This is a genomic window from Nonomuraea sediminis (genome assembly GCF_018531495.1).
Classification (GTDB): domain Bacteria; phylum Actinomycetota; class Actinomycetes; order Streptosporangiales; family Streptosporangiaceae; genus Nonomuraea; species Nonomuraea sediminis.
Window position 1 is genome coordinate 386112 of record NZ_JAHDTI010000010.1, and the last position, 25083, is coordinate 411194.

Here is a 25083-nt window from a genome sequence, read left to right on the forward strand (position 1 = left end):
GCATGCCTCCCCAGCGAGCATCACGGCCCAGAGGCCGTGATGCTACCGGGTCATGTCAGTAGGCGGCCAGGACATCGACCACGAACACCAGGGTGCTGTTGGCCGGGATGCCCTGCTGCTCCTGCGCTCCGTAGCCCAGCTCCGGCGGGATGCTCATCACCACGCGGCTGCCGACGGGCACCCCTGCCAGGCCCTTCTGCCAGCCCTGGACGACCTGGTTGAGCGGGAACGTGGCCGGCTGCCCCTTGGTCCAGCTGGAGTCGAACTCCTTGTCGGTGCCCCAGATCTTGCCCGTGTAGTGGGCGACGATCGTGTTGGTCGGCTGGACCTTGTCACCCTTGCCCTTGATGACGGTCTTGACCACGAGGTCCTTGGGCGCCTTCTCGTCGGTCTTCGTGGTGAGCACGGGCGCCTTGTCGCCGCCCGGGTTGACCACCTTGACGCCCTTGATGCTGTCGCCGGTCTCCTTGCCGGTGGCGGCCGCCAGCGGCGTGGGCGCGGCCTTGACCACGTCGATCACGAACACCTTGGTCGGCTGCGGCTGCTGCCCCTGCTGCGCCTGCCCGGTGTCGTTGGCCAGTACGGCGAGCAGCCTGCCACCGTGCTTGATCTGGGCGAAGCCGTCCTGGAGCACCTTGGGGATCTGCTGGTCGACCGGGATGGTCTCCGGCTGCTTGGTGTCGTAGGAGGAGCCCTGCAACGCGTTCTGCTTGCCGTCCCAGTTGTAGACGGTCAGGTTCACGATCAGCTTGTCGCCGGTCTTGACCGCCGGGCCGGTGCCGGGCTCGATGACCTCCACCGAAGACTTGGTGGCCGGCGCTCCGGAGGGGAAGGTCACCGTGGGCTTGGCGCCCACGGCTCCGGTGACCTTCAGCTTGCCTGTCGCCGCCGCCGGGCTCGCGGGGTTGCCGTTGGCTCCGGCGTCGGACGAGCCGCACGCGGCGGCGAAGAAGATCAATGGCACGGCGGCCAGAGCGGCCATAGCGCGGCGCATGGGGTTTCCCTCGGAAAGACGGCAGATTCGCGTCACCCTATCCGACTTTCGAGTAGGCCCGAGGTAAACGGCCCCCCTACATTCCGGCTATGAGTTTGTCCACTCTCTCGTCCACGCTCCTGAACGGGTCCTTGCACAGAACGGTGCGCTGAGCCTGGTCGTTCAGCTTGAGGTGAACCCAGTCGACGGTGAAGTCGCGCCTCTTCTCCTGGGCCTTGCGGATGAACTCGCCGCGCAGGCGCGCCCTGGTCGTCTGCGGCGGCACCGACTTGGCCTCGAAGATCTTCAGGTCGGAGGCCACCCGCTCCACCGAGCCGCGCTTCTGCAGCAGGTAGAACAGGCCGCGCTTGCGGTGCACGTCGTGGTAGGCCAGGTCGAGCTGGGCCACCCGAGGCGACGACAGCGGCAGGTCGTACTTCTTGCGGTAGCGCTCGATCAGCTGGTATTTGGTCACCCAGTCGATCTCGCGGGAGACCAGGTCGAGGTTGCCGGTGTCGACCGCGTGCAGGGTGCGCTCCCACAGCTCGAGCACCCGGTGGGCGATCGGGTCGCCGCCGCGCCGGTCGACGAAGTCCTTGGCCTTGGACAGGTACTCCTGCTGGATCTCCAGCGACGAGGCCTCCCTGCCGTTGGCCAGGCGCACCCGGCGGCGACCCGTCATGTCGTGCGACACCTCGCGGATGGCCCTGATCGGGTTCTCCAGGCTCAGGTCGCGCATCACGGTGCCCGCCTCGATCATGCGCAGCACCAGGTCGGTCGCGCCGACCTTGAGCAGCATCGTGGTCTCGCTCATGTTGGAGTCGCCCACGATCACGTGCAGGCGGCGGAAGCGCTCGGCGTCGGCGTGCGGCTCGTCGCGGGTGTTGATGATCGGCCTGGACCTGGTCGTGGCGGACGAGACGCCCTCCCAGATGTGCTCGGCCCGCTGCGAGACGCAGTAGACGGCGCCGCGCGGCGTCTGCAGCACCTTGCCGGCGCCGCAGATGATCTGCCGCGTCACCAGGAACGGGATCAGCACGTCGGCCAGCCGCCCGAACTCGCCGTGCCGGCCGACCAGGTAGTTCTCGTGGCAGCCGTAGGAGTTGCCGGCCGAGTCGGTGTTGTTCTTGAACAGGTAGATGTCGCCGGCGATGCCCTCTTCGCGCAGCCGCTTCTCGGCGTCCACGAGCAGGCCTTCGAGGATGCGCTCTCCGGCCTTGTCGTGGGTGACCAGCTCGACGACGTTGTCACACTCGGGGGTTGCGTACTCAGGATGGCTGCCCACGTCCAGGTACAGACGTGCGCCGTTGCGGAGGAAGACGTTGCTCGATCGGCCCCAGGACACGACCCGCCGGAACAGGTAGCGGGCGACCTCGTCCGGGGACAGCCTGCGCTGTCCACGGAACGTGCAGGTCACGCCGTACTCGTTCTCCAGCCCGAAGATGCGACGATCCATCACCTCACACTATGCCCACCCGCCGACAAGCGGGAGAGATCTTTCCCGCGTGTTTTCCGGCGGACAGCGGCGTTACGGCGTGTAGATCTCCTGCAGCTGAACGATCTGTCCCTTGTAGACCGTGATGAGCGCGGCCTGCTGGTAGGACTTGGCTCGCTTGATCAGGGCCGCGCGCGAGCACTTCTTGGCGCCCAGGCCCGTGTCGCGGTCGACCGTCATGTACGACGGGGAGGCCTTGCAGCCGTAGGCCGACAGGAACGTCACGTCCTTGGCGATGGGCGAGGCGTAGGCCATCACGTCGCCCTCGGGCGGGCCCTCGAAGTGGCCCTCGTCCTGCGTGCCCTTCTTCCACCTGATCGGGGTGTACTCGACGGTGCCGCCGCTGACGTGGGTGATCCAGCCGCGCAGGATCCCGTTGTGGCGCGAGGAGATGTGCTTGGTGAAGTCGTGCGCCGGGTCCTTCTGGAAGCTCGTCCCGAAGATCTTCGGCGCCTTGTACTTGGGATAGGTGGCCGCGTCCGCGGCGACGCCTCCGGCCAGGATCACGGCCGCGGCCGCGCCGCCCGCGATGAGGGAACGCTTGAGAATCTGCACGATTCCTACGATCCCTCATCGCCTGCGGCGGTTCGCGACGATCACCGTGACTTGGGTCACATGGCGCCGTTACGGCGGGACGCGTCGTCGCCGCAGGACCGTCTCCCTGGACAGGGCCCGGCCGGAGTGCGGCGAGTGGCGGTGGGTGCGGCCTCGCCGTACAAGATCTTGTACGGCGAGGCCGTCAGGGGTCAGGAGCTGCCGTCGTCGATGTCACCCGAGGGCGCGGTCGGCGGCTCGTCGTCGGCCGGGGGCTCCTCGACGGGCGGCGGCGGGGCCGCCTCGGCGAGCAGGCGCTCCAGGCGCGCGCCCGTCAGGCGCAGGAACTTGCGGTGCTCGCGGTTGCGGTCGAGCACCGCCACCTCAAGCTGCGCCACCGGCGTCCGCTCGCCGCCCGGCTCGGTGAGCGCGGTCAGCGCCACCTCAAGCGCGTCGGCCAGCGGCATGCCCTCGTGGTAACGCTCCTTGAGGCGCGTGGCGACCGCGTCGGCCTGGCCGCCCATCGCGGCGAAGCCGTGCTCGTCGAAGACCGACCCGTCGAAGGTCAGCCGGTAGATCGCGTCGCCTTCAGGCGCGTCGCCCACCTCGGCCACCACGACCTCCACCTCGAGCGACTTGATCGACTCGGTGAAGATGCGGCCCAGGTTGGAGGCGTACAGGTTGGCCAGGCCGCGGCCGGTCACGTCGGAGCGGTCGTAGGTGTAGCCGTTGATGTCGGCGTAGCGGATGCCGCCCAGGCGCAGCTCTTCGAACTCGTTGTAGCGCCCGACCGCGGCGAACCCGATCCGGTCGTAGATCTCGCTGATCTTGTGCAGCGCCCGCGACGGGTTCGGGGCGACGAACAGGATGCCGTCCTCGTACTGAAGCACGACGACGGAGCGGCCGCGCGCGATGCCCTTGCGCGCGTAGTCCGCCTTGTCCCGCATGATCTGCTCAGGGGACGCATATCCAAAAGGCATGGACACCGGAAGATGGTCCTTTCTAGCGCAGCGGGGCGATCGGGCCGTCAGGCGAGATCAGGCGTTCCTCGAGCATCCGGTCGACGTACTCGGCCACCCGGTCGTCCGACAGACGTTGGTAGCCGTCGGCGTCGATCACCGACACGATGGGCCAGATCTTGCGCGTCACGTCGGGGCCGCCCGTCGCCGAGTCGTCGTCGGCCGCGTCGTACAGCGCCTGGATGAGGATCATCGTCATGTCGTCGGCGTTCGCGTCGTCGCGGTACAGCTTCTTCAGCGACCCGCGCGCGAAGATCGAGCCCGAGCCGATGCAGTCGAAGCGTTCCCGCTCGTACGGCCCGCCCGCCACGTCGTAGCTGAAGATGCGGCCCTCGTCCTTGTCGGGGTCGTAGGCGGCGAACAGCGGCACCACGACCAGGCCCTGCATGGCCATGCCGAGGTTGCCGCGGATCATCGTCGCCAGCCGGTTGGCCTTGCCTGCCACCGACAGCGTCCGACCCTCCATCTTCTCGTAGTGCTCCAGCTCCACCCGGTAGAGCCGGGCCATCTCGATGCCGGTGCTCGCGGTGCCGGCGATGCCCATGCACGAGTAGTCGTCGGCGCGGAACACCTTCTCCACGTCACGCTGCGAGATGATGTTGCCCGAGGTGGCCCGCCGGTCACCGGCCATGATCACGCCGCCGGCGAACGTCGCCGCGACGATCGTCGTGGCGTGCGGAACCTGGTCGCCGATGGGCGTGGCCAGCGCCGTGTCACGGTGCGGCAGCAAATCGGGCGCATGTGTCCCGACAAACTCGGTGAACGAGGAACTCCCGGTGTTCTGGAAAAAGTTTGTCACCAAGCCGGCGGGCAGATCCCTGTGCGATGCCACGCGACTCCCTCCCAAGCGTCACTACTCCTAGGGCGACCCTACTCATGTTCACTTGATGCTTGCACTTCCCTCGATCAGCTCACGGCGAACCGGTTCACCAGATCGTTTCTTTACGCCCGGCAGCACCCGTGCGATTGTCGGTATGTCTGCACGTCCTGAACAGGAGGCCGACATGCGGCGAGCCCTCATCGCCTTGTTCACCGCCCTCGCGCTCACCTCCTGCGGCTCGGGCACCCCCGCACAGGAGTCGACCACGCTGCGCATCGCCGCCAACGCCATCTCGGGCGGCAAGAACTCCGAGTCAGCCGACTGGATCAAGAAGTACGTCATCCCGGAGTTCGAGAAGAGCCATCCCAACGTGCACGTGCTGTTCGACGCGAGCGGCGTCGACGACGAGCAGTACAAGACCAGGATCGCGCTCGACCTGAAGTCCAGGCGGGGCGCCGACGTCATCGACATCGACGGCATCTGGGTGGGCGAGTTCGCCCAGGCGGGCTACATCAAGCCGCTGGCGGAGGTGGGCGGGCCCGCCGTCGACAGCTGGGAGGGCTGGTCCCAGATCCCGCAGGCCGTACAGGGGCTGGGCATCTTCGACGGCAAGAAGTACGGCATGCCGCAGGGCACCGACGGCCGCGTCCTGTTCTACAACAAGACCCTGTTCAAGAAGGCAGGCCTGCCCGAGACGTGGCAGCCGAGGAGCTGGCAGGAGATCATCGACGCCGGCACCAAGCTGAAGGCGTCGGGCGTCCCCGTGCCGATCCAGATCAACGCCGGCACCGCCATGGGCGAGGCCACCACCATGCAGGGCGTACTGCCCTTGCTGACCGGCGCCGGCGCCGAGATCTACTCCGGCGGCAAGTGGACGGGCGCCTCACAGGCGATGAAGGACGTGCTCGGCTTCTACCAGCAGATCTACGGCGGCAGCGGCCTCGGCGACCCCAGGCTGCAGCAGGAGGCCAAGGGCCGCGACAAGTCCTTCGCCGAGTTCGCCTCCGGCAAGATCGGCATCCTGGCCGAGAGCGACTACTTCTGGCGCTCGGTCATCGAGCCCAAGGCCGGCGTCGCGCCCATGCAGGACCGCGACACCGTCGTCGGCTACGCCAAGATCCCCGCCAAGCAGCCCGGCGCCGGGATCCGCGGCCAGGACTTCGTCAGCATGTCCGGCGGCGCCGTGCGGGTGCTCAACCCGTTCTCCCAGAACCCCAAGCTGGCCTGGGACCTGCTGGCGTTCATGCACTCGGCCGCCGCCACCAAGTCGCAGCTGAACGGGCAGGCCCGCATCAGCTCCCGCACCGACGTCAACAACGAGGTCCTCGGCGTCGACCCGATGCTGAAGTTCGTGGCCGACCAGGTGCTGCCCATCACCGCCTACCGACCAGGCCTGGCCGTCTACCCGCAGGTGTCCACCGCCCTGCAGGAGGCCACCGCCGAGGTCGTCAGCGGCAAGAGCCCCGACCAGGCGGCCGCCGCCTACCAGACCAAGCTGGAGGGACTGGTCGGTGGCGCGGCCAACGTCAGCGGTTGACGCCGCCGGGCTGGGCAGGACGCGGGCCGCCGCCTTCGTCCTGCCCGCCCTGGTGCTCATCGGCGTCTTCCTCGTCATCCCGGGCATCTGGACGATCTACCTCGGGCTCACCGACTACCGCCTGACCGGGCTGGCCGCGGCCAACCCGTCCTTCGTCGGCGTGGACAACTACGCCAGTGCGCTGACCGATCCGCGCTTCCTCAGCTCGCTGTGGCTGACCGTCGTCTACGTCGGCGGCTCGGCCGTCATCGGCCAGGCCGGGCTCGGCTTCGCCCTGGCCTGGCTGCTGCGCGAACGCCGCGGCTGGTTCAAGAGCGCCGTCGAGGGCGTGATCCTGCTGTCGTGGATCCTGCCCAGCACCGTCGTGGGCTTCCTGTGGTACGCGCTGCTCGACTCCGACGACGGCACCGTCAACGCCGTGTTCCCCGGGCTGGACATGCTGATCGAGCATCCGCTGCTGTCGATCGTCGTCTTCAACGTCTGGCGCGGCACCGCCTTCTCGATGATGCTCTACGCCGCGGCGCTGCAGAACGTGCCGCCCTCCCACCTGGAGACCGCCCGCCTGGCCGGCGCGAGCACCCCGCAGCAGCTGCGCGACGTCGTCTTCCCCTTCATCAGGCGGCACGTGCTGACCAACCTGCTGCTCATCAGCCTGTGGACGTTCAACGACTTCACACCGTTCGTGCTGACCGCCGGCGGCCCCGAGAACCGCTCGGAGATCCTGCCCGTCTACGTCTACGACATCGCGCTCAAGGCCGGCGGCGGGCAGCTCGGGCTGGGCGCCGCCATCTCCTTCCTCATCCTGCTCATCAACCTCGTCTTCGCCCTGGCCTACCTGCGGCTGCTGCGCGGACAGCGGGGCCGCACATGATCCGGCACACCCTCGGCCGTCTGGCCTCCACCGCCGTCCTGGCCCTCGTGCTCGGGCTGGCCGCGCTGCCCATGCTGTGGCTGGCCACCGCCCCCTTCGACGACAGCCCCGGCATGTCGCTGTCGGTGCCTGAGTTCACGATGCGCAACTTCGCCGCCATCCTCGACAACCCCTACGCGCTCAGCTCCATCCGCAACTCCCTCATCCAGGCGGGCGGCGCGGCCGCGCTGGTCGTCGTGCTCGCCTCGCTGGCCGCCTACGCCCTGTCCCGCGTCCGCGTGCCAGGCCGCGACGTGCTGCTCTACGTGCTCCTGCTGCTGTCGTCCGTCGTGACGGGCACCGCGGCGATGGTGCCGATCTTCGAGCTGGCCACCCGGCTCGACCTGATCGACACCCATCTCGGCGTGATCCTCGTCGTCTCCAGCGGCCTGCTGCCCGCCGCGATCTTCATCCTCAAGGACTTCATGGACGAGACGCCGACCAGCTACGAGGAGTCGGCCCGCGTCTTCGGCGCCTCGCCGCTGCAGATCCTGCTGCACATCGCGGTGCCCCTGGTACGGCCCGGCCTGGCCACGATCGCGGTCTGGTCGCTGGCCAGCGTGTGGGGCGGGTTCCTGTTCCAGTTCATCCTGCTGCGCGACCCGGACAAACTGCCCGGCTCGGTCATCATCTACACCCTCTACACCGAGGGCGGCGCGCCCAAGCTCGACCTCATCTCGACGTTCTCGCTGCTGTACTCGCTGCCGGTGGTGCTGATGTACGTGTTCGTCTCCAGGCGGTACGGCTTCCGCTTCCACGGAGGGATCAAGGCATGACCGAGCTCATCGACATCATGGGGCCGACGGAGGAACTCCCATGATCGCGCTCGACGGCCTGACGAAGGTGTTTCCCGGTGGGGTCCGCGCGCTCGACGGGATCTCCCTCACGATCGGCGACGGAGAGTTCTTCGCGCTGCTGGGCCCGTCGGGGTGCGGCAAGACCACGCTGCTGCGGACGATCGCGGGCCTCGAGACGCCATCCGCCGGACATGTCCGGATAAATGACGTTAATGTGACCGCGCTGCCGCCCGGCCGTCGCGACGTCGCCATGGTCTTCCAGGACTACGCGATCTTTCCGCACATGGACGTCACCGACAACATCGCCTACCCCCTGCGCATCAAGAAGGTCCCCCGCGCCGACCGCGTCGCCAAAGCCCGCGAGGTCGCCGCGACCCTGTCGCTCGGCGAGCTCCTCGACCGCCGCCCCAGCCAGCTCTCCGGCGGCCAGCAGCAGCGCGTCGCCCTCGCCCGCGCCATCGCCTGCCGCCCGGCCGCGTTCCTGTTCGACGAGCCGCTGTCCAACCTCGACGCCAGACTCCGCCTCGAAGCCCGCACCTTCCTCAAACGCCTGCAGCGGGACCTCGCCGTCACCACCGTCTTCGTCACCCACGACCAGGCGGAAGCGCTCGCGCTGGCCGACCGCATCGCCGTCATGTCTCACGGCCGCATGATCCAGGTCGGCAGCCCCGCCGAGGTCTTCCAGCGGCCCGCCACCACCTTCGTCGCCTCCTTCATCGGCTCCACCCCCATGAACCTGCTGCCCGGCAAGGCCGTCTCAGGACGCCTCCACGTCGCCGGCGCCGTCCTGCCCTCCCCCGCCGCCGTCACCGACGGCGACGAGATCGTGTACGGCGTGCGCCCCGAATACATGACCCTGTCGCCCACCGAACGCGAAGACGCCTTCCCCGGCACGATCTCCGTCCTGGAGAACCTCGGCACCAGCACCCTCGTCACCCTCGAAACCGACCACACCTTCATCCAGGCGGTCGTCCCCGAAGGCGAGGAACCCACCATCGGAACCCCCACCTGGGCCGTCCCCCACCGCTCCCTCATCTACCACAACGACACCCTCCTCCCCTGACACCCGCTCTTCCCCGGACGCACCCTCCTCCCCTGAGGCTCCTGCTCCCCTGACCAGCGCCCCTCGCCTGACACCCCCTCCTCCCCCGACACCGCCTGCCTGACGCCGCTCCTCCTGTCACACCTCCACGCCTGACGCCCTCCTGCCGACACCCCTTTCTCGCCTGACACCCCTCCACGCCTGACGGCGTTCCTCCCTGACAACGCCTCCTCGCGTGATGCCGTGGGGTCGCGGCTCCGCTCTGCCGGGTGATCGCCGCTCCTCGTCTGGCGCCATGGTTCGGGGTGGGGTGCGTGATACTGGGGGCGTGTGGATCCTGCATCTGGATCTCGACTCGTTCATGGCCTCCGTCGAGATCCTGCGGCACCCGGAACTGGCCGACCAGCCGGTCATCGTCGGCGGCAACGGCGATCCCACCCAGCCACGCACCGTGGTCGCGACCGCCTCCTACGCCGCGCGCGAACACGGAGTCAACTCCGGCATGCCGATGCGGACCGCGCTCCGCAAATGCCCCGACGCCGTCTTCCTGCCCAGCGACATGCCCGCCTACGAGGCGGCCTCCGCGCAGGTCATGGCCGTGCTACGCGACTTCCCCGTCACGCTGGAAGTCTGGGGACTTGACGAGGCGTTCATCGGCACCGACACCGACGACCCCGGCGCCCTGGCCAGGAAACTACAGCAGGCCGTACTCGACAAGACCGGGCTGACCTGCTCCATCGGCATCGGCGACAACAAGCACCAGGCCAAACTGGCCGCCCAGTTCCGCAAACCGGCCGGAATCTCCACGCTCACCAGCGCCGACTGGGTCGAGGTCATGGGCGAACGCCCCACCTCCGCCCTGTGGGGCATCGGCGCCAAAACCACCAAGAAACTCGCCGACCTGGGCCTGCACACCGTCAACCAGCTGGCCGCCGCCGACCCCGCGGAACTCGCCACACGTTTCGGCCCCACCAACGGCCCCTGGCTGCGCTACCTCGCGCTCGGCAAGGGCGAAGCCTCCGTCACCGACACCCCCTGGGTGCCCCGCGGCCACAGCCACGAGACCACGTTCCCCCGCAACATCGCCGACCACGCGATCATCGCCGACCACGTGCGCTCGTTCGCCCGCCGCCTGGCCGCCGAGGCCGTGGACGAAGGCCGCACGGTCATCCGGGTCACGGTCAAGGTGCGCTTCGTCCCCTTCATCACGCAAACCCGCCAGACCAAGCTCGAATCCCCCACCACCGACCCCGAGCCCATCGAGTCGGCCGCCCTCGCGGCCCTCGCCCGCTTCACCCTCGACCGCCCCATCCGCCTCCTCGGCGTGGGCGTCGAATACACCATGCCTAGATCGGCATAGCCCCCACCAGGAAAGCGGACCACTTCGCGTCCTCGGCCCGGCCCAGCTCCGCCAGCTCGTCCTCGGACAGCGCTTCCTCCTCGAACAGAGGCTCGAGGTACGACAGAGCCCGCCACACCACATCAGGATCGTCCCTGAACTGGCCGATCCCCGTGTTGCACGGCAGACAGAGTGCCTTGCGCACCGCGCCGGTGTCGTGACAGTGATCGACGTGCTCGGGCGGCCTCGACCAGCACACAGCGCACAGCCCGTGCTGTTCGTCAATCATCTTGTCGACGTCCTCTTCACGGATCCGGTAGCGCTGCGACAGGTGGTAGCGCCGGCTCGGCGCACTCGACTTCGCCCGCTGCTCCGGGATCACCACGAAGTCGGGGCGATAGAGCTCGCCCATCAGATACAGAGCTGCCAGCTGCAGGTCGGCCTCGTTGTCGCGGAAGTGGCCGAGCCCGTTGTTGCAGTTGAAACAGAGGATGCCACGGACATCGCCGGTGGCGTGGCAGTGGTCGACGAAAGTGCCCGGTACGGCGCGGCAGATGGCGCAAAGGCCGCCTTGGGCGGCGAGCATGCGCTCGAAGTCGTCCTCAGTGATGCCATAGCGGAGCTTCAGCAGGTAGTTGCGCTCGCTTCCGTGATTCTTGATCTTGATTTCGCGCATGACCAGCGTGTGACAAGGCTTGCAGTAGCTGGTGAGCCCATCTTTGGTCGCACGATTGCGGCCGAACTCCTCGCGAGGCTTGATCTCTGCACATCGCGGACACTGCTTCTGCCCCTCTGGCACCTCGAGGCGATCGCGAACCTTCTTCCCCGCTTCGGCAGCCCGCCTCCGATAGCTCTTGGCATGCCGTATTTGGAAGCATGCCTTGCAGTAACGAGCGAGGCCATCGGCCAGTCGTTTGTTACGCCCGAACTCGGAGACGGCCTTGACCTCTCCGCAGTCCGGGCACCGCTTCAACCCCTCCGGCGTTTCCACCCTTTTAGTCCGATTTTGATGTCCGTTTTGCCCTACTCTCCGCCCTTTTGGACGTAAGACCTGACAAATTCCTCTGCGTTCTCTTCGAGAACTTCGTCTATTTCGTCCAGGATCGCGTCGACGTCGTCGGTGAGCTTCTCCTGGCGCTCCTGAACGTCTGGCGCCGCCGACGCCTCGGTCTCCTCGACGTCGGCGTCGCGGCGGCCGGCCTGCTTCTGGCCGCCGGTGTCCTTGGTTGCCATGTCAACCTCCGCTTCGGGGGACTGCCCTCTAGGGATATCTTCCCCGAACCGAGCGACATTTCGCGCCGATCACACCGCGATCTTGACCTCTTCATTGGATACCAGCGCTATCCAATGGCGGAACCCCCGCCACGCAGGAGGTTCCGGTGTCGCCGCCGTCATCGACACAGCGAGTGTGCCTCTCGTCACAGTCCTTCTGGCGGCCTACGCCGCCGCGCTCCCGACGCAGCGTCCCCGACGCCTTTACATTGTAGATTCCCCGAGGGGCGCGGGTTCTCAGGTGTGGCAGGTGGGGCATGGGGGTTTGGTCGCGCGGTAGTAGGCGGTGGAGGCGATGGCGAGGCCGATTCCCCACAGGACGTAGGCGGGGATGGCGGTCCACATGAAGGCGGGCAGCTGGAGGGTCCCGGCGATCGTCTCCTGGGTCAGCTGGACCAGACCGGCGCCGAAGTAGGCCAGCAGGGCGGCGGCCACGGCGAACCCGGGGCCGACCACGAGCCAGCGTGGCACCCGCCGTCCGGCCAGCGGCAGTACCCAGCGCGGCCAGATCCTGCCCCACCTGTGCACGAGGGCGAGCGGCAGCAGTACGCCTGCCAGCCCGAATCCGGCTTCGAACACGAGTGTCTGCGGTCCTTCCGCGAACGGGACCGGCCCGAAGAGCGCCACCTGGGCGAAGATGCGCAGCGCGAACCCGGCCACGGCGGCGTAGGCGGCGACGTAGGCCCACCGAGGGGTCGCGGCCAGCCTCGGGATGCGGCTGCAGCGGGCGCATCCGCGCAGTTCCCGCTGGTAGGACAGGGCGGTGACGGCTGAGAAGGCGGCCACGACCAGGCAGGCGGCGCGGCTGGCGAACCCGGCCGGGTCGTGCGGGATGCCGAGCCCGGGCAGGATCCCGCCCACGAAGTCGAGCAGGATCATCGCGGCCGAGCAGGTCAGCAGCAGGCTCAGCGCCCAGGCGGCCACCACCAGCGGCCACCGTCCGCCCGTGACCTTCAGCGCGGCGACGACGGCGATGACGGCCAGGCAGGCGCCGATCACCAGCCCTCGGGGCGTGGTGAGGTCGCTGCTGCTCAGCGCCCAGGTCGGCGTGCCCGCGAGTAGCCACGTGCTCTGCAGGATCGCGTACGCCGTGGCCAGCGCTCCGGTCAGCCATGGCGCCCAACTCAGTCTCATGCGCCCCAGCTTGCCGAGTACTCCCGGCAGCCACCCTCACCCGAACTGGTGAACCCCCTCCCCCGCACGGGGGATCCAGCCGTCGCGGTCTCACCAGACCACCCAGCCACGCCCCTCGCGCGACGTTACGGCGGGCCGCGGCCCACCCATGCGTACCGTCCCCACCGGGCGCCCGCCCAGGTCGGCGGGTGGCGCCTCCACGGCTTGCCGTACAAGAAGCCCGGGAAAGCCACGCGAGGCGAGCACGCGGTGTCTGTGCTGGTGAGGCCCGATGCCCGAGGTGGGGTGCCGCGGAACACCCGGAGAGAGGGCCTTCGAGGCCGACTCGACGGGCGCATGGCGACATTGAGCGTGCAGGGCAGGCGGACTTGGCATCCGCGGTGGCGGCAGGGCCGCGTCGGCGGGTGCGGCCCGGGGCAGTGAAGGATGCGGCCGGTCAGGGCCAGAGATCGCGCCAGCCAGGGCCGTAAGGGATGGGGGCGGGCGGGGTGGGTTAGGAGTCGCCGGTTAGGGCGGCTACGAGGTCGGCGGCGGTGCGGCAGCGGTCGAAGAGTTCGCCGACGTGGGCCTTGGTGCCGCGCAGCGGTTCCAGGGTGGGGACGCGCTGGAGGGACTCGCGGCCGGGGATGTCGAAGATGACCGAGTCCCAGGAGGCGGCGGCGACCGACTCGCTGTACTGGCGCAGGCAGCGGCCGCGGAAGTAGGCGCGGGTGTCCGTGGGCGGGCTCTCCACGGCGCGCTGGACCTCTTCCTCGCTGACGAGGCGCTGCATGCGGCCGCGGGCGACGAGGCGGTTGTACAGGCCGCGGTCGGGGCGGATGTCGGAGTACTGCAGGTCGACGAGCTGCAGGCGGGGGTGGCTCCAGGCCAGGCCGTCGCGGGTGCGGTAGCCCTCGAGGAGTTCGAGCTTGGCGACCCAGTCGAGTTCGCGCGAGAGTTGCATGGGGTCTTCGGCGAGGCGGGTGAGGACGGACTCCCAGCGGTCGAGGATGTCCTTGTTCATCTCCTCCTGGGCGGTGCCGCGTTCTTCGACGTACTTGCGGGCCTGCTCGAGGTATTCCATCTGCAGCTGGATGGCGGTGAGCTTGCGGCCGTCGCGCATGGCGATCTCGTAGCGGCAGGTGGGGTCGTGGGAGACGGCCCTGAGCGCCTGGACGGGGTTCTCGACGGCGAGGTCGCGCGTCAGGAAGCCGTCTTCGATCATGGCGAGGACGAGCGCGGTCGACCCGAGCTTCAAGTATGTGGAAATTTCAGACATGTTGGCGTCGCCGATGATGACGTGGAGGCGCCGGTACTTCTCGGGGTCGGCGTGCGGTTCGTCGCGGGTGTTGATGATCGGGCGCTTCAGCGTGGTCTCGAGGCCCACCTCGACCTCGAAGAAGTCGGCCCGCTGGGAGATCTGGAAGCCGTCGCCGCGCGAGTCCTGCCCGATCCCGACCTTGCCGGCGCCGACGACGACCTGTCGTGACACGAAGAACGGCGTCAGGTGACGCACGATGTCGGCGAAGGGCGTGGCCCGCCGCATGAGGTAGTTCTCGTGGCAGCCGTAGGAGGCGCCCTTGGCGTCGGTGTTGTTCTTGTAGAGCTGGATGGGCGCGTTCGACGGGATGGCGGAGGCACGCTGGGCGGCGTCGTACATGACGCGTTCGCCGGCCTTGTCCCAGATGACGGCGGCGCGCGGGTTGGTGGTCTCGGGCGTGGAGTATTCGGGGTGGGCGTGGTCGACGTAGAGGCGGGCGCCGTTGGTGAGGATGACGTTGGCCAGGCCGAGGTCCTCGTCGGTCAGCTGGCTGGGGTCGGCGACCTCGCGGGCGAGGTCGAAGCCTCGGGCGTCGCGGAGCGGGTTCTCTTCCTCGAAGTCCCATCGGGCCCTGCGGGCCCGGGCCGCGGAGGCGGCCAGGTAGGCGTTCACGACCTGTGAGGAGGTCACCATCGCGTTGGCGCCTGGCTGACCTGGTACGGAAATGCCGTACTCGGTCTCGATGCCCATCACCCGACGCACCGTCATGCGCACCTCTCGTCGTCCCGCCGGGAACAGCCCGGCCGAACAGTCCGGTTCTGTCTATCCGCCGTTTATATGCCCGAGCCTATGCCCTTCACAGCGCCTCAAGGCCACAGAGTTATGGCACCGACGCCTTTTGAACCTGTACGGCGGGCGTTGCGGGACTTTGTTGGCGTCTGCGCGGACGGAGTATGCGCTGGATGGGACGCTCGGCGAGCGCGTAAACGAGGTAGGAAAGGACGATGGCCGAAACAATGGTCACGAGGGCGACGGCCCACGCGGGCAAAGTCTTGGTCAGGACGGGGATGAGGGCCACGGCGACGACGGAGTGGAACAGGTACAGCGGGTAGGTCGTGCCGCCCAGCGCGGTGAGCAGCTTGGAGGGCCGCATCCGCAGCACGCCGAGGGCGACCAGCGACATGGCGGCGAAGATCAGCGTGATCGTGACGATGACGCTGACGTCGTTGACGGGCATGTTGACGTATCCGGCGACCTTGATCCTGCCGTGCACGCGTTCGAGGGCGGAGTGCAGGGAGATGGCCCAGCCGGCGACGACGTAGAGCCAGGGCAGCCAGCGGGATCCGTGCTTGTGTATCAGGTAGAGCGACATGCCGGCGATGAAGTAGGGCGCGTAGCGGGGCATGACGATCTCGTTGACGACGGGGTCGCCGAGGAATTCGGCGCCGATGGCGGCGGCCAGCCAGATCCCGGCGAAGACCAGGACGCGTCCGTAGGTGACGCCGACGATGACGAGGATCGCCATCAGCAGGTAGAAGCGGAGCTCGGCCCAGAGCGACCAGTAGACGCCGTTGGCGTCGATGACCTTGAACAGGCGCTGGAACATGGTGGCGTTGACGGCGTATTCGCCGCCGGTCAGCTTGGGGTCGAGGGCCTTGGCCCCCATCACGCCGTAGAGCAGGGCCACGGCGCCCAGGCTCAGCCAGTAGGCGGGGTACAGCCGCACGAACCTGGACCAGGCGAACGCCCCCAGCCCTTTCCCCCACACGGTCATCAGGATGACGAATCCGCTGATGACGAAGAAGAGCTCGACCCCCAGGATTCCTAATCCCGCCACCGGCGCCAGCGCTGGGAACAGGGCGGCGGGTCGTGCGCCCCAGACGGAGGCGAAGGCGACGAAGAGGTGGAAGGCGACCACGCTCAGCGCGGCGATGAACCGCAGCAGGTCGAGTTCGGCCAGCCGGCCGTCACCCCGCGCGCGCCGCGATCGAGAGGGGGAGTGCACAGGTATTGGACGTCACTCCTTTACCTTTGGTTCCCTCCCATCACTCCTGTTTCGCCCCTTCTGTACGGCTATCGCCACCTTCCCACTCCCGCCGACGCCCCGCCCGCGAATCGCTTGACTTGGTAAGAGGCGATCTCGAGGCCAGGCGCCGGGTCGGCGAGACGGTGTGCGGCGGAAGTCGGCGCCCTGTACGGCGGGCAACCACAGCCGTGGTGCCAGGATTACGAAGCGCCGTGACGGCGAGCGACAGTCACCGACTCGCCGCAAGCGCCGGTCGCGGGCCCTCAGCCGTAGTACGGCGGGCGGCCGGTGGCGGCGGCCTGCCGTACAAGATCAGCGCGAAGATCGGGCCCGAAGCCGGAGTACGGCGGCCCGCCGTACAGGAAGCTCACGCGTAAAGCCGAAGAAGATCGGCCTCCGTCTCGCGGCGGACGATTTCTCGACTGATTCCCTCGTGGACGGCGATCACCGGCGGGCGGGGGACGTGGTTGTAGTTGCTGGCCATCGAGCGCTGGTAGGCCCCCGAGACGGGCACCGCCAGCAGGTCCCCCGGCACGACGTCGGCGGGCAGGGACAGGTCGCGGACGAGGATGTCGCCGCTCTCGCAGTGCTTGCCGACGACCGTCACCTCACGGAGGGGCGCCTGCGAGCGGCGGGAGGCGAGGGCGGCGGTGTACGGCGAGCCGTACATGGCAGGGCGCGGGTTGTCGCTCATGCCGCCGTCGACGCTGACGTAGGCGTCCTTGACCGTGCCGACCCGGTAGAGCGCGACCGTGGTCGGCCCGGCGATGGAGCGTCCGGGTTCGACGGCGAGGTGCAGGTCGCCGATCTCCTTGCGCAGGGCGGTGACGACGTCGAAGGGCGTGGGCGGTTCGGGGTCGCCGGGCCGGTAGGCGACGCCGAGCCCGCCGCCGAGATCGAGCCGGTCGACTCCCACCTCGCCGGCGAACGTCGCCATCTTGGCCGCGGCCTGGGCGAACCCGGCGGTGTCGAAGATCTGGGACCCGATGTGGGAGTGCAGCCCGTGCAGCTCGAGCCCGGGGGTGTCCTGGATGCGGCGGGCGGCTCGCAGGGCGTCGCCGCGCGCCAGCGAGAAGCCGAACTTGGAGTCCTCGCCGCCGGTGGCGATGGCCTTGTGGGTGGCGGCGTCGACGCCGGGCGTGACGCGGATCATGACGCGCTGGGTGATGCCGCCGCCGACGAGCGGGGCGAGCCGGTCGAGCTCGGCGAAGGAGTCGACGACGATGCAGCCGATGCCCCATTCGACGGCGCGGCGCAGCTCTTCGGCGGACTTGTTGTTCCCGTGGAAGACGACGCGTGCCGGGGGCATCCCGCCGGCCTGGGCGACGGCCAGTTCGCCGCCGGTGCACACGTCGAGCGACAGGCCCAGGCGGGCGATCCAGCGGACGATCTCCGGGCACAGGAACGCCTTGCCGCCGTAGTGGACGTCGCCGTCGGGCAGGGCGTCGAGCCAGGCCTGGCAGCGGGCCTCGAAGTCGGCCTGGTCCAGCAGGTAGGCGGGGGTGCCGTGGCGTTCGGCGAGCTCCCGCACGCCCAGGCCGCCGATCGACAGCTCTCCCCCGGTCCAGGTGGCGGTGCGTGGCCAGAGATTCTCCATGGCGGCCCACCTTAGGAACGGTTGTGCCGGGGTTTTCATGAGCATCGACGGATTCGAGGGTCAGAGCCGTAAGCGTTCACGTTCGTTGGGCTGCCGAGACGGGTCCCGTAACCATGTCGGCCATGCGAAAACACCTGGTCATCGCGGTCGCCGCGATCTGCGCGCTGAGCGCCGGCTGCGGCAGGTCCAACTCGGGCACGGCCGCGCACGTGGACGCGTCGTCGGCGGGCAAGAGCGCCAAGGAGCTCGTGCCCGATCAGGTCCGCCAGTCGGGCGAGCTGCGGATGGCGACGTCGGAGGGCTATCCGCCGATGGAGATGTACAAGCCGGGCACGCAGGAGCTGACCGGCGTCGACATCGACCTGGCAGCCGCGATCGCGGGCCGGCTCGGGCTGAAGGTCAAGACGACCAACGCCGCCTTCGACGGGCTGATTCCCGGCCTGCAGGGCGGGCGGTGGGACGTCGCGATGTCCTCGCTCAGCGACACCGAGCAGCGCCGCAAGGCGGTCGACTTCGTCGACTACTTCAACGCGGGCGGCTCGATCATGGTCAAGAAGGGCAACCCCGAGAGCATCAAGACGCTCGAGGACCTGTGCGGCAAGAAGGTCGTGCTGGCCAAGGGCAGCTCGAATCTGGACATCGGCCTGCGGCAGAACGAGAAGTGCGCGCAGAAGATGCAGATCATGCAGAGCGAGGACGCCCCGACCGGTCTGCTCACGATCGACTCCGGCCGCAGCGTGGCCACGATCGTCGACTCCCCCGTCGGCTACATGTACGCCAAGGAGACCGGCAAGTACGACGTGCTGCCCGAGCAGTACGACGCCGGGCCGTGGGGCATCGCGATCGACAAGCGCAACCCGGCGCTGCGCGACGCGGTAGCCAAGGCGCTGCAGGAACTGGTCGACAGCGGCGAGTACAAGAAGATCCTCGACAAGTACGGCACGGCCGCCAACGCGGTGCCGAAGGTCACGATCAACACCGGCGCGTCATGACCGAACTGCCGATCGACGCGGTCAAGCCGCGGCGGCCCGGCCGGATGGTGGCCGCCGCGCTGGCCGGGCTGGTGCTGATCTGGCTGGTCTACACGATCGTCGTCAACGAGAACCTGCACTGGGACGTGATCGTCGCCTACCTGTTCGATCCCAGGATCCTGGGCGGGCTGCTGGTGACGATCGCGCTGACCCTGCTGTCGATGGTGCTCGGGGTGGCGCTGGGCGTGCTGGCCGCGGTGCTGCAGCTGTCGGACAGCCCGGTGCTGCGCGGCGCGGCCGGCCTGTACACGTGGTTCTTCCGCGGCACGCCGCTGCTGGTGCAGCTGATCTTCTGGTTCAACATCGGGCTGGTGTTCCCGGTGATCGGGATCGGCGTGCCGTTCGGCGGGCCGATGTTCGTGCACTGGCAGGCCAACACGGTCATCACGCCGTTCGTGGCAGCGGCCCTGGGCCTGACGATCAACGAGGGCGCCTACATGGCCGAGATCGTCAGGGCGGGCATCCGCTCGGTCGATCCCGGCCAGCGGGAGGCGGCCGAGTCGCTGGGCATGTCGCACAGGAAGATCCTGCGGCGGGTGGTGTTGCCGCAGGCGATGCGGGTGATCATCCCTCCGACGGGCAACCAGTTCATCTCGATGCTGAAGACCACGTCGATGGTGTCGGTGATCGCGGGCGCGGAGCTGCTGACGGTGGCGCAGCGCATCTATCTGGGGAACTTCGAGGTGATCGCGCTGCTGATCGTGGCGTCCGTCTGGTACGTGGTGCTGACCAGCGTGGCCAGCGTGGGACAGCACTTCCTGGAGAAGCGGTTCAGCCGGGGTGAGGCGTTGTGAGCATGGTGAAGGTCCAGTCGGTCCGTAAGCGTTTCGGACCGGTGGAGGTGCTCAAGGGCGTCAGCCTGGACGTGCCCGAGGGCGGCGTGGTGTGCGTGGTGGGCCCGTCGGGTTCGGGCAAGTCGACGCTGCTGCGCTGCGTCAACCGGCTCGAGACGATCGACTCGGGCAGGATCTGGGTGGACGGCGAGCTGATCGGCTACCGCGAGCAGGGCGACAAGCTGCACCTGCTGCGGCCCGACGAGCTGTGCCTGCAGCGGCGGAAGATCGGTATGGTGTTCCAGCGCTTCCACCTGTTCCCCCACATGACGGCGTTGGAGAACGTGATCGAAGGTCCCTGCTCGGTGCTGCGCACCCCGCGTGACAAGGCGATCCGGCGGGCGCGCGAGCTGCTGGACCGGGTCGGTCTGGCCGACCGCTCCCACCACTACCCGGCGCAGTTGTCGGGTGGCCAGCAGCAGCGGGTGGCCATCGCCCGCAGCCTGGCCATGGACCCCAAGGTGATGCTGTTCGACGAGCCCACCAGCGCCCTCGACCCGGAGCTGGTGCAGGAGGTGCTGACGGTGATGCGCGACCTGGCCACCAGCGGAATCACGATGATCGTGGTGACGCACGAGATGGGTTTCGCCAGGGAGGCGGGTGATCACCTGGTGTTCGTCGACGACGGGGTGATCGTGGAGGAGGGCCCGCCGCGCGAGGTCCTGTCCAGTCCGCGCCACGAGCGCACCCGCGCCTTCCTGGGGCAGGTGCTTTGAACCTCGATCTGTTGATACGCGGCGCCCTGCTCGCCGACGGCACCGGCTCTCCCCTGCGTCCCGCCGACGTGGGCGTGCGCGAGGGCCGCGTGGTGCTGCTTCCCCCGCGGGCCGACCTGGTACGGCGGGCCGCGGCGCAGACCGTCGAGGCCGAGGGGCTGGTCGTGGCGCCCGGGTTCATCGACGTGCACACGCACTCCGACGCGGTGACGCTGCTGGGTCCCGACGCGTGGGAGCTGGCCGTGGCGCCGGTGCGGATGGGCGTGACCGTGGAGATCTGCGGCAACTGCGGGTCCGGGCTGTTTCCCGCGCTGCCGGAGCGGATCCCGGAGATGCGCGGGTCCAGCCGGGCGGGCTTCGGCGGCGACGTCCCGATTTTCCGCGACTTTTCGGGGTTTGCGGCGGCCCATGGGAGCGCTCCCCGGTCGAACCATCTGGCTTCGCTCGTCGGGCACGGCACGCTCCGCGCGGGCGTGGTGGGCTACGACGAGCGGGCGGCCTCGCCGTACGAGCTGGAAGTGATGTGCTCGCTGCTGGACGAGGCGCTGGCGCAGGGCGCGGCCGGGCTGTCGACCGGGCTCATCTACACGCCGGGCACCTACGGCGGCACGGACGAGGTGGTCGCGCTGGCGAAGGTGGCGGCGCGGCACGGCAAGCCGTACGTGACGCATCTGCGTGACGAGATGGCGCGCGTGGAGGAGGCGCTGGAGGAGGCGGTGGAGATCGCGCGCAGGAGCGGCGCGGCACTGCACGTCTCGCACCACAAGACGGCAGGCAAGCACGCCTGGGGCCGCACCGAGCGGACGCTGGCCAGGATCGCCTCGCTGCGCGCTTCCGGCATGGACGTCACCTGCGACGTCTACCCCTACACCGAGGCGTCGACGTCCCTGTCGGCGATGCTGCCGCCGTGGGCCAACTCGGGCGGCACCCAGGCCCTGCTGGGGCGCCTGCGCTCGGTCTCGGAGCGGGACCGCATGCGCGAGGCGATCCGTGACGGGGTCCCCGGCTGGGAGAACACGGTGGGCAACGGCGGCTGGGACCGCATCTCGGTGGCCTGCGCCGTGCGTAACCCCTCGGTGGAGGGGCGCACGATCGCCTCGCTGGGCGGCGACCCCGTGGACGCCGCGGCGGAGCTGCTGCTCGCTGAGGACGGCGAGGTGACGATCATCAGCCACTCGATGCGCGAGGACGACGTGCGGCGGGTGCTGGCCAGCGACTTCTCCATGATCGGCTCGGACGGGGTCCCCAAGCCGGGCCATCCCCATCCGCGCCTGGCGGGGACGTTCCCGCGGGTCCTGGGCCGCTACGTCAGGGAGCAGTCCCTGATCTCGCTCGAGACGGCCGTGCACAAGATGACCGGCATGGCCGCGGCCCGCTTCGGCCTCACGGACCGCGGCGTCCTCAGGGACGGGGCGCACGCGGACCTGGTCCTCTTCGACCCCGGCACGATCGCGGACGGCGCCACGTACGGCGAGCCGCTGCTGCCGCCGGTCGGCCTGCACACGGTCGTGGTGGCGGGCGAGATCGCCGTCCAGCACGGCACGGTCACGACAGCCCGCCCAGGAACCGTGGTGACCCCATGACGGCGACCTCGCCGAGGGCGGGTCTCTCGCCGGAGGCGGGCGCCTCGGACGAGGTGGCGGTGCCTGGCGCGGTCGTTCGGGAGGCGGTCTCGCTGGGGGTTGGGGTTTCTGGAGGGGGCGGTTCGGTGGAGGGCGGGGCTGGAAAGGTGGCGATTCGAAGGGAGTCAGGGTACGTGGATGCGGTGGCGCGGATCGTGGAGGTCGCGGCCGAGTGTCCGGGGACGTTGGCGGTAGCCGTACGGGCTGTGGGTGAGCCGGGCGGGCTGGTCCTCGGCGTACATGAGGACGTGGAGCTCCCGCTGGCGAGCGTCGGGAAGCTGCTGCTGCTGGCCGAGGTGGCGATGAGCCTCGAGGGCGGCATCCTGGACGCCGAGGAGACGGTGGCGCTGGAGGACGACGACTACTGCGGCGGCTCGGGCCTGCTGCTCGGGCTGTCACAACGGCAGTGGACGGTCGGCGATCTGGCCCTGCTGACGGCCGCCGTGAGCGACAACACCGCCACGAACGCCCTGCTCCGCCGCGTCGGCCTCGACCGTGTCAACGCCGCCGCGGCCGCGCTGGGCCTGACCCGCACCCGCCTGCTCGACCGCATCAGGGAGCCCCGCACCGACACGGACCCGCCGACGTTCGCCTTGGGCACGGCGTCAGAGCTGTCAGGTCTGGCGGCCCTGGTGGCAGGCGGCCAGGGCTGGCAGGTCCAACTGCGCGAGTGGATGCTCGCCAACACCGACCACGGCCTGGTCCCCGCCCTGGTCCGCCACGACCAGGAAGCGGCCTGGATAGCCAACAAAACAGGCACGGACGAAGGCATCCGCACAGACGTCGGCATCATGGGCGGCCTGGCCTACGCAGTCCTGGCCTCAGGCCCACCCGGCTCGGACCAGTCCCTGGTAACAGCAGTACGGCAAGCCGGCCTAACCCTCTCCCACCTCCCCCAACCCTCTTCCTAACCCCACCACCGGCCAAGCACCACCGCACCACATCCCACCGACGCGGCGCCCAGGAGAGCCGCCTTCTCGAGGGGCGCCGACACCACGACGTCCCGCCGCACGCCGTGCTCCCGCCACGCGCCGTACAAGGCGCCGAACACCACCGCACCACGTCTCACCGACGCGGCGCCCAGGGGGCCACGTTCTCGAGGGGCGCAGCATCCCCACGAGCACCACATCCCCACGAGCGCCGTATCCCCCACCGGGGCTGCATTCCCACGGGGGCCATATCCCCACGGGGGGCCATATCCCCACGGGGGGCCATATCCCCACGGGGACGCATTCCCAAGAGAGGGGTGGGGCGGTCGTGAGGGGGTCTGTTAGCGGAGGTCGGGGGTGAGGGAGTTGCGGAGTTGGGCGGCGGCGGTGCGGAGGTAGGCGAGGAAGGATCTGGCCGCGGGGTTGGGGTTGGTGGGGCGGCGGGCCACGCCGATGCGGCGGAAGAGTTGGGGGGTCACCAGGCGGCAGATCTGGACGCCGGTGACACCCTGGAGGCCGAGGCTGGGGACCAGGGCGACGCCGAGGCCCGCGCGAACGAGGCCGATGGTGACCTCGTAGTGGTCGCTGCGGCAGCGGATCTGCGGGGTGAAGCCCTCCAGCGTGCTGGCACGCTCCAGGATCGACACCGGGTGCTCGGCGCCGAAGGTGGTGATCCACGGTTCGGTGGCCAGGTCGGCGAGCCGTACGCGGGGGCGGAGGCTGGCCTGGTGGCCGGTGGGGACGACCAGCAACTGCGGCTCGTCGAACAGGTGCAGCACCTCGACCCCTTCGGGGCACTGCCACGGGTCGAGCGCGTGCTCGAAGACGACCAGCACGTCGAGCGCGCCCCGCTCCAGGTCGGGCAGCAGCTCGTACGGCTGGCCCTCCACCAGGTCGAGCGCGACGCTGGGGTAGCGGGTGGCGAAGCGTGACAGCGCCAGCGGCAGCAGCCGGTACCCGGCGGAGGCGAAGAAGCCGATCCGCAGCTGCCCCGCGTCGACGCGGGCCTGGGCGAGCAGGTCCTTCTCGGCGGCCTCGATGATGTCGACGACTTCCTGCGCCCGGATGGCCAGGCGCCGTCCGGCCTCGGTCAGGCGCAGGCTCTGGGCGTTACGCTCCACCAGGCCGACGCCGGCCTCGTCCTCCAGCTTGGCCAGCTGGTGGGAGACGGCCGACGGCGACAGTTTCAGTGTCCGGGCGGCACCGGCGATGCTGCCGGTCCGGAACACTTCGAGCAGGATGCGGAGCCTGTTGCTGCTGAGCACGTGGCCAGCCTAGAAGGCCCGCCGTACCAGGATCGCCATGGCCGGCAGGGGGAAGAGCAGCAGGTAGAGGTTGGGGATCCACCACTGGAGCGTGAAGTCGCCGCGCAGGGTCCAGAACGCGACCGCCATCAGTCCTGAGGCCATGGTGAGCGCGAGGGAGATCAGCATCAGCGGCCGGCCGCTGCTCGAGCGTCTGCGCATGAGCCACAGGCTGGTCAGCCCGGTGGCGGAGGCGAGCAGGTCGATCCAGAGGAAGGACCAGTTCCAGGCGACCATGAGCGGGTCGCGGTAGTCGGCGAACGCCCACGCGGCGGGGATGAGGCCCAGCCCGGTGACCAGGAAGTAGGCGACGAACCCCAGGTCGGTGGCGAGCATCAGGGCCTTAGTCGTTCTGAGCACGCTCGATCAGCTCCAGCAGGTAGCGGCGGGTGCGGGCGTGCAGGTCAGGCCCGGGTTCGCCAAGCCCGAACATGCGGACCGCCCACCAGCCGTCGACGGCCAGCCGTATCGCGGTGGCGGCGGCGGGGTCGAGGCCGTCGCGGGTGAGGCGGTCCTGCCAGGCGGCGAACCGCTCGCGCAGCGGCTCAAGCCCGGCCGGGTCGACCAGGACCCCGGCCAGGAGCGCGGCGGTGAGCCGGTCGGCGGGCACCGCCGTGTACTCCTCGGGGATCGTGGCGTCCAGATAGGCGCGCAGGTAGTCGCCCGGCCTTTCGCCCGCCTGGCCCAGCGCGGCGTCGAACGCCTCGGTGAGGCGGCGCACCAGCCCGTCGACGAGGGCCTGTTTGGTGGGGAAGTGGTAGAACAGGCCGCCTTTGGATACTCCTGCCCGCTGGGCGACGGCTTCCAGTGTCAACGCGTCGGCACCCTGGGTGAGCAGCACTTCCCCGGCGGCGTCGAGCAGGCGTTCGCGCGAACTCGGTCTCGGCACATCCGTAACTATACCGGCTGACCG

24 protein-coding genes are annotated in these 25083 nt (G+C 69.2%); 10 read left to right on the top strand and 14 right to left on the bottom strand.

Annotated features, from left to right (window positions below; genetic code table 11):
- Positions 1-55: 55 nt before the first annotated feature.
- The 5 genes from KIK09_RS36460 to prcB all read right to left on the bottom strand — a co-directional run bounded on the left by KIK09_RS36460 (position 56) and on the right by prcB (position 4853).
- Positions 56-994 (bottom strand): FKBP-type peptidyl-prolyl cis-trans isomerase, encoded by a 939-nt coding sequence (locus KIK09_RS36460; protein WP_214323999.1) that lies wholly within the window; start codon positions 992-994, stop codon positions 56-58.
- Between the two features lie 76 nt (positions 995-1070).
- The gene (pafA, locus tag KIK09_RS36465) at positions 1071-2429 is read right to left on the bottom strand and encodes a Pup--protein ligase (protein ID WP_214324000.1); all 1359 of its coding nucleotides are present in this window, start codon (positions 2427-2429) and stop codon (positions 1071-1073) included.
- 72 nt (positions 2430-2501) lie between these two features.
- Positions 2502-3023 carry a hypothetical protein gene (locus tag KIK09_RS36470; RefSeq protein WP_308164516.1) on the bottom strand — a complete coding sequence of 174 codons (522 nt, stop codon included), beginning with the start codon at positions 3021-3023 and terminating at the stop codon, positions 2502-2504.
- Positions 3024-3214: 191 nt separating this feature from the next.
- On the bottom strand, positions 3215-3982 hold the full coding sequence (gene prcA, locus KIK09_RS36475) for a proteasome subunit alpha (protein WP_214324206.1): 768 nt from the start codon (positions 3980-3982) through the stop codon (positions 3215-3217).
- 22 nt (positions 3983-4004) lie between these two features.
- A complete protein-coding gene (gene prcB / locus KIK09_RS36480; protein WP_214324001.1) occupies positions 4005-4853 on the bottom strand; it encodes a proteasome subunit beta in 849 nt (282 codons plus the stop codon).
- A gap of 172 nt (positions 4854-5025) precedes the next feature.
- Between prcB and KIK09_RS36485 the strand changes: the two genes are divergently transcribed.
- The 5 genes from KIK09_RS36485 to KIK09_RS36505 all read left to right on the top strand — a co-directional run bounded on the left by KIK09_RS36485 (position 5026) and on the right by KIK09_RS36505 (position 10487).
- Entirely contained in the window at positions 5026-6378 is a 1353-nt protein-coding gene (locus tag KIK09_RS36485) for an extracellular solute-binding protein (RefSeq protein WP_214324002.1), read from the top strand.
- Entirely contained in the window at positions 6353-7249 is an 897-nt protein-coding gene (locus KIK09_RS36490) for a carbohydrate ABC transporter permease (protein WP_214324003.1), read from the top strand. The genes KIK09_RS36485 and KIK09_RS36490 overlap by 26 nt, the downstream gene beginning before the upstream one ends.
- Complete coding sequence (locus KIK09_RS36495; RefSeq protein WP_214324004.1) at positions 7246-8064, top strand: carbohydrate ABC transporter permease; 819 nt, start codon at positions 7246-7248, stop codon at positions 8062-8064. Before KIK09_RS36490 ends, KIK09_RS36495 begins: the two co-directional genes overlap by 4 nt.
- A 40-nt stretch (positions 8065-8104) precedes the next feature.
- On the top strand, positions 8105-9148 hold the full coding sequence (locus KIK09_RS36500) for an ABC transporter ATP-binding protein (RefSeq protein ID WP_214324005.1): 1044 nt from the start codon (positions 8105-8107) through the stop codon (positions 9146-9148).
- A gap of 307 nt (positions 9149-9455) precedes the next feature.
- Complete coding sequence (locus tag KIK09_RS36505) at positions 9456-10487, top strand: DNA polymerase IV (RefSeq protein WP_214324006.1); 1032 nt, start codon at positions 9456-9458, stop codon at positions 10485-10487.
- Here the strand turns inward: KIK09_RS36505 and KIK09_RS58255 are convergent.
- From KIK09_RS58255 to lysA, 6 genes are all read right to left on the bottom strand, one after another.
- Entirely contained in the window at positions 10474-11457 is a 984-nt protein-coding gene (locus KIK09_RS58255; protein ID WP_214324007.1) for an endonuclease VII domain-containing protein, read from the bottom strand. The two genes, KIK09_RS36505 and KIK09_RS58255, sit on opposite strands and share 14 nt — an antisense overlap.
- Before the next feature lie 32 nt (positions 11458-11489).
- Positions 11490-11699, bottom strand: a complete 210-nt coding sequence (locus KIK09_RS36515; RefSeq protein ID WP_214324008.1) for a ubiquitin-like protein Pup — start codon at positions 11697-11699, stop codon at positions 11490-11492.
- Positions 11700-11975: 276 nt separating this feature from the next.
- Positions 11976-12872, bottom strand: a complete 897-nt coding sequence (locus tag KIK09_RS36520) for a hypothetical protein (protein WP_214324009.1) — start codon at positions 12870-12872, stop codon at positions 11976-11978.
- 493 nt (positions 12873-13365) lie between these two features.
- Positions 13366-14880 (bottom strand): depupylase/deamidase Dop, encoded by a 1515-nt coding sequence (dop, locus tag KIK09_RS36525; protein ID WP_250574292.1) that lies wholly within the window; start codon positions 14878-14880, stop codon positions 13366-13368.
- Positions 14881-14992: 112 nt separating this feature from the next.
- The gene (locus KIK09_RS36530; RefSeq protein WP_214324010.1) at positions 14993-16117 is read right to left on the bottom strand and encodes an acyltransferase family protein; all 1125 of its coding nucleotides are present in this window, start codon (positions 16115-16117) and stop codon (positions 14993-14995) included.
- A gap of 388 nt (positions 16118-16505) precedes the next feature.
- Positions 16506-17735, bottom strand: coding sequence for a diaminopimelate decarboxylase (gene lysA / locus KIK09_RS36535; protein WP_214324011.1), 1230 nt, complete (start codon positions 17733-17735; stop codon positions 16506-16508).
- Positions 17736-17857: 122 nt separating this feature from the next.
- On the opposite strand from lysA, the gene KIK09_RS36540 reads away from it, so the two are divergent.
- From KIK09_RS36540 to KIK09_RS36560, 5 genes are all read left to right on the top strand, one after another.
- On the top strand, positions 17858-18727 hold the full coding sequence (locus KIK09_RS36540) for an ABC transporter substrate-binding protein (RefSeq protein ID WP_250574293.1): 870 nt from the start codon (positions 17858-17860) through the stop codon (positions 18725-18727).
- Positions 18724-19560, top strand: coding sequence for an amino acid ABC transporter permease (locus KIK09_RS36545; RefSeq protein WP_214324012.1), 837 nt, complete (start codon positions 18724-18726; stop codon positions 19558-19560). Before KIK09_RS36540 ends, KIK09_RS36545 begins: the two co-directional genes overlap by 4 nt.
- A gap of 2 nt (positions 19561-19562) precedes the next feature.
- A complete protein-coding gene (locus KIK09_RS36550) occupies positions 19563-20315 on the top strand; it encodes an amino acid ABC transporter ATP-binding protein (protein WP_214324209.1) in 753 nt (250 codons plus the stop codon).
- Positions 20312-21898 (top strand): N-acyl-D-amino-acid deacylase family protein, encoded by a 1587-nt coding sequence (locus KIK09_RS36555; RefSeq protein ID WP_214324013.1) that lies wholly within the window; start codon positions 20312-20314, stop codon positions 21896-21898. Before KIK09_RS36550 ends, KIK09_RS36555 begins: the two co-directional genes overlap by 4 nt.
- A 173-nt stretch (positions 21899-22071) precedes the next feature.
- Complete coding sequence (locus KIK09_RS36560) at positions 22072-22848, top strand: serine hydrolase (protein ID WP_214324014.1); 777 nt, start codon at positions 22072-22074, stop codon at positions 22846-22848.
- Between the two features lie 359 nt (positions 22849-23207).
- Here the strand turns inward: KIK09_RS36560 and KIK09_RS36565 are convergent, their stop codons facing one another.
- The 3 genes from KIK09_RS36565 to KIK09_RS36575 are packed head-to-tail and all read right to left on the bottom strand — an operon-like array spanning position 23208 to position 25059.
- Entirely contained in the window at positions 23208-24131 is a 924-nt protein-coding gene (locus KIK09_RS36565) for a LysR family transcriptional regulator (protein WP_214324015.1), read from the bottom strand.
- 9 nt (positions 24132-24140) lie between these two features.
- Complete coding sequence (locus KIK09_RS36570; protein WP_214324016.1) at positions 24141-24530, bottom strand: DUF5360 family protein; 390 nt, start codon at positions 24528-24530, stop codon at positions 24141-24143.
- Positions 24514-25059 carry a TetR/AcrR family transcriptional regulator gene (locus tag KIK09_RS36575; protein ID WP_308164518.1) on the bottom strand — a complete coding sequence of 182 codons (546 nt, stop codon included), beginning with the start codon at positions 25057-25059 and terminating at the stop codon, positions 24514-24516. The genes KIK09_RS36570 and KIK09_RS36575 overlap by 17 nt, the downstream gene beginning before the upstream one ends.
- Positions 25060-25083: the final 24 nt, after the last annotated feature.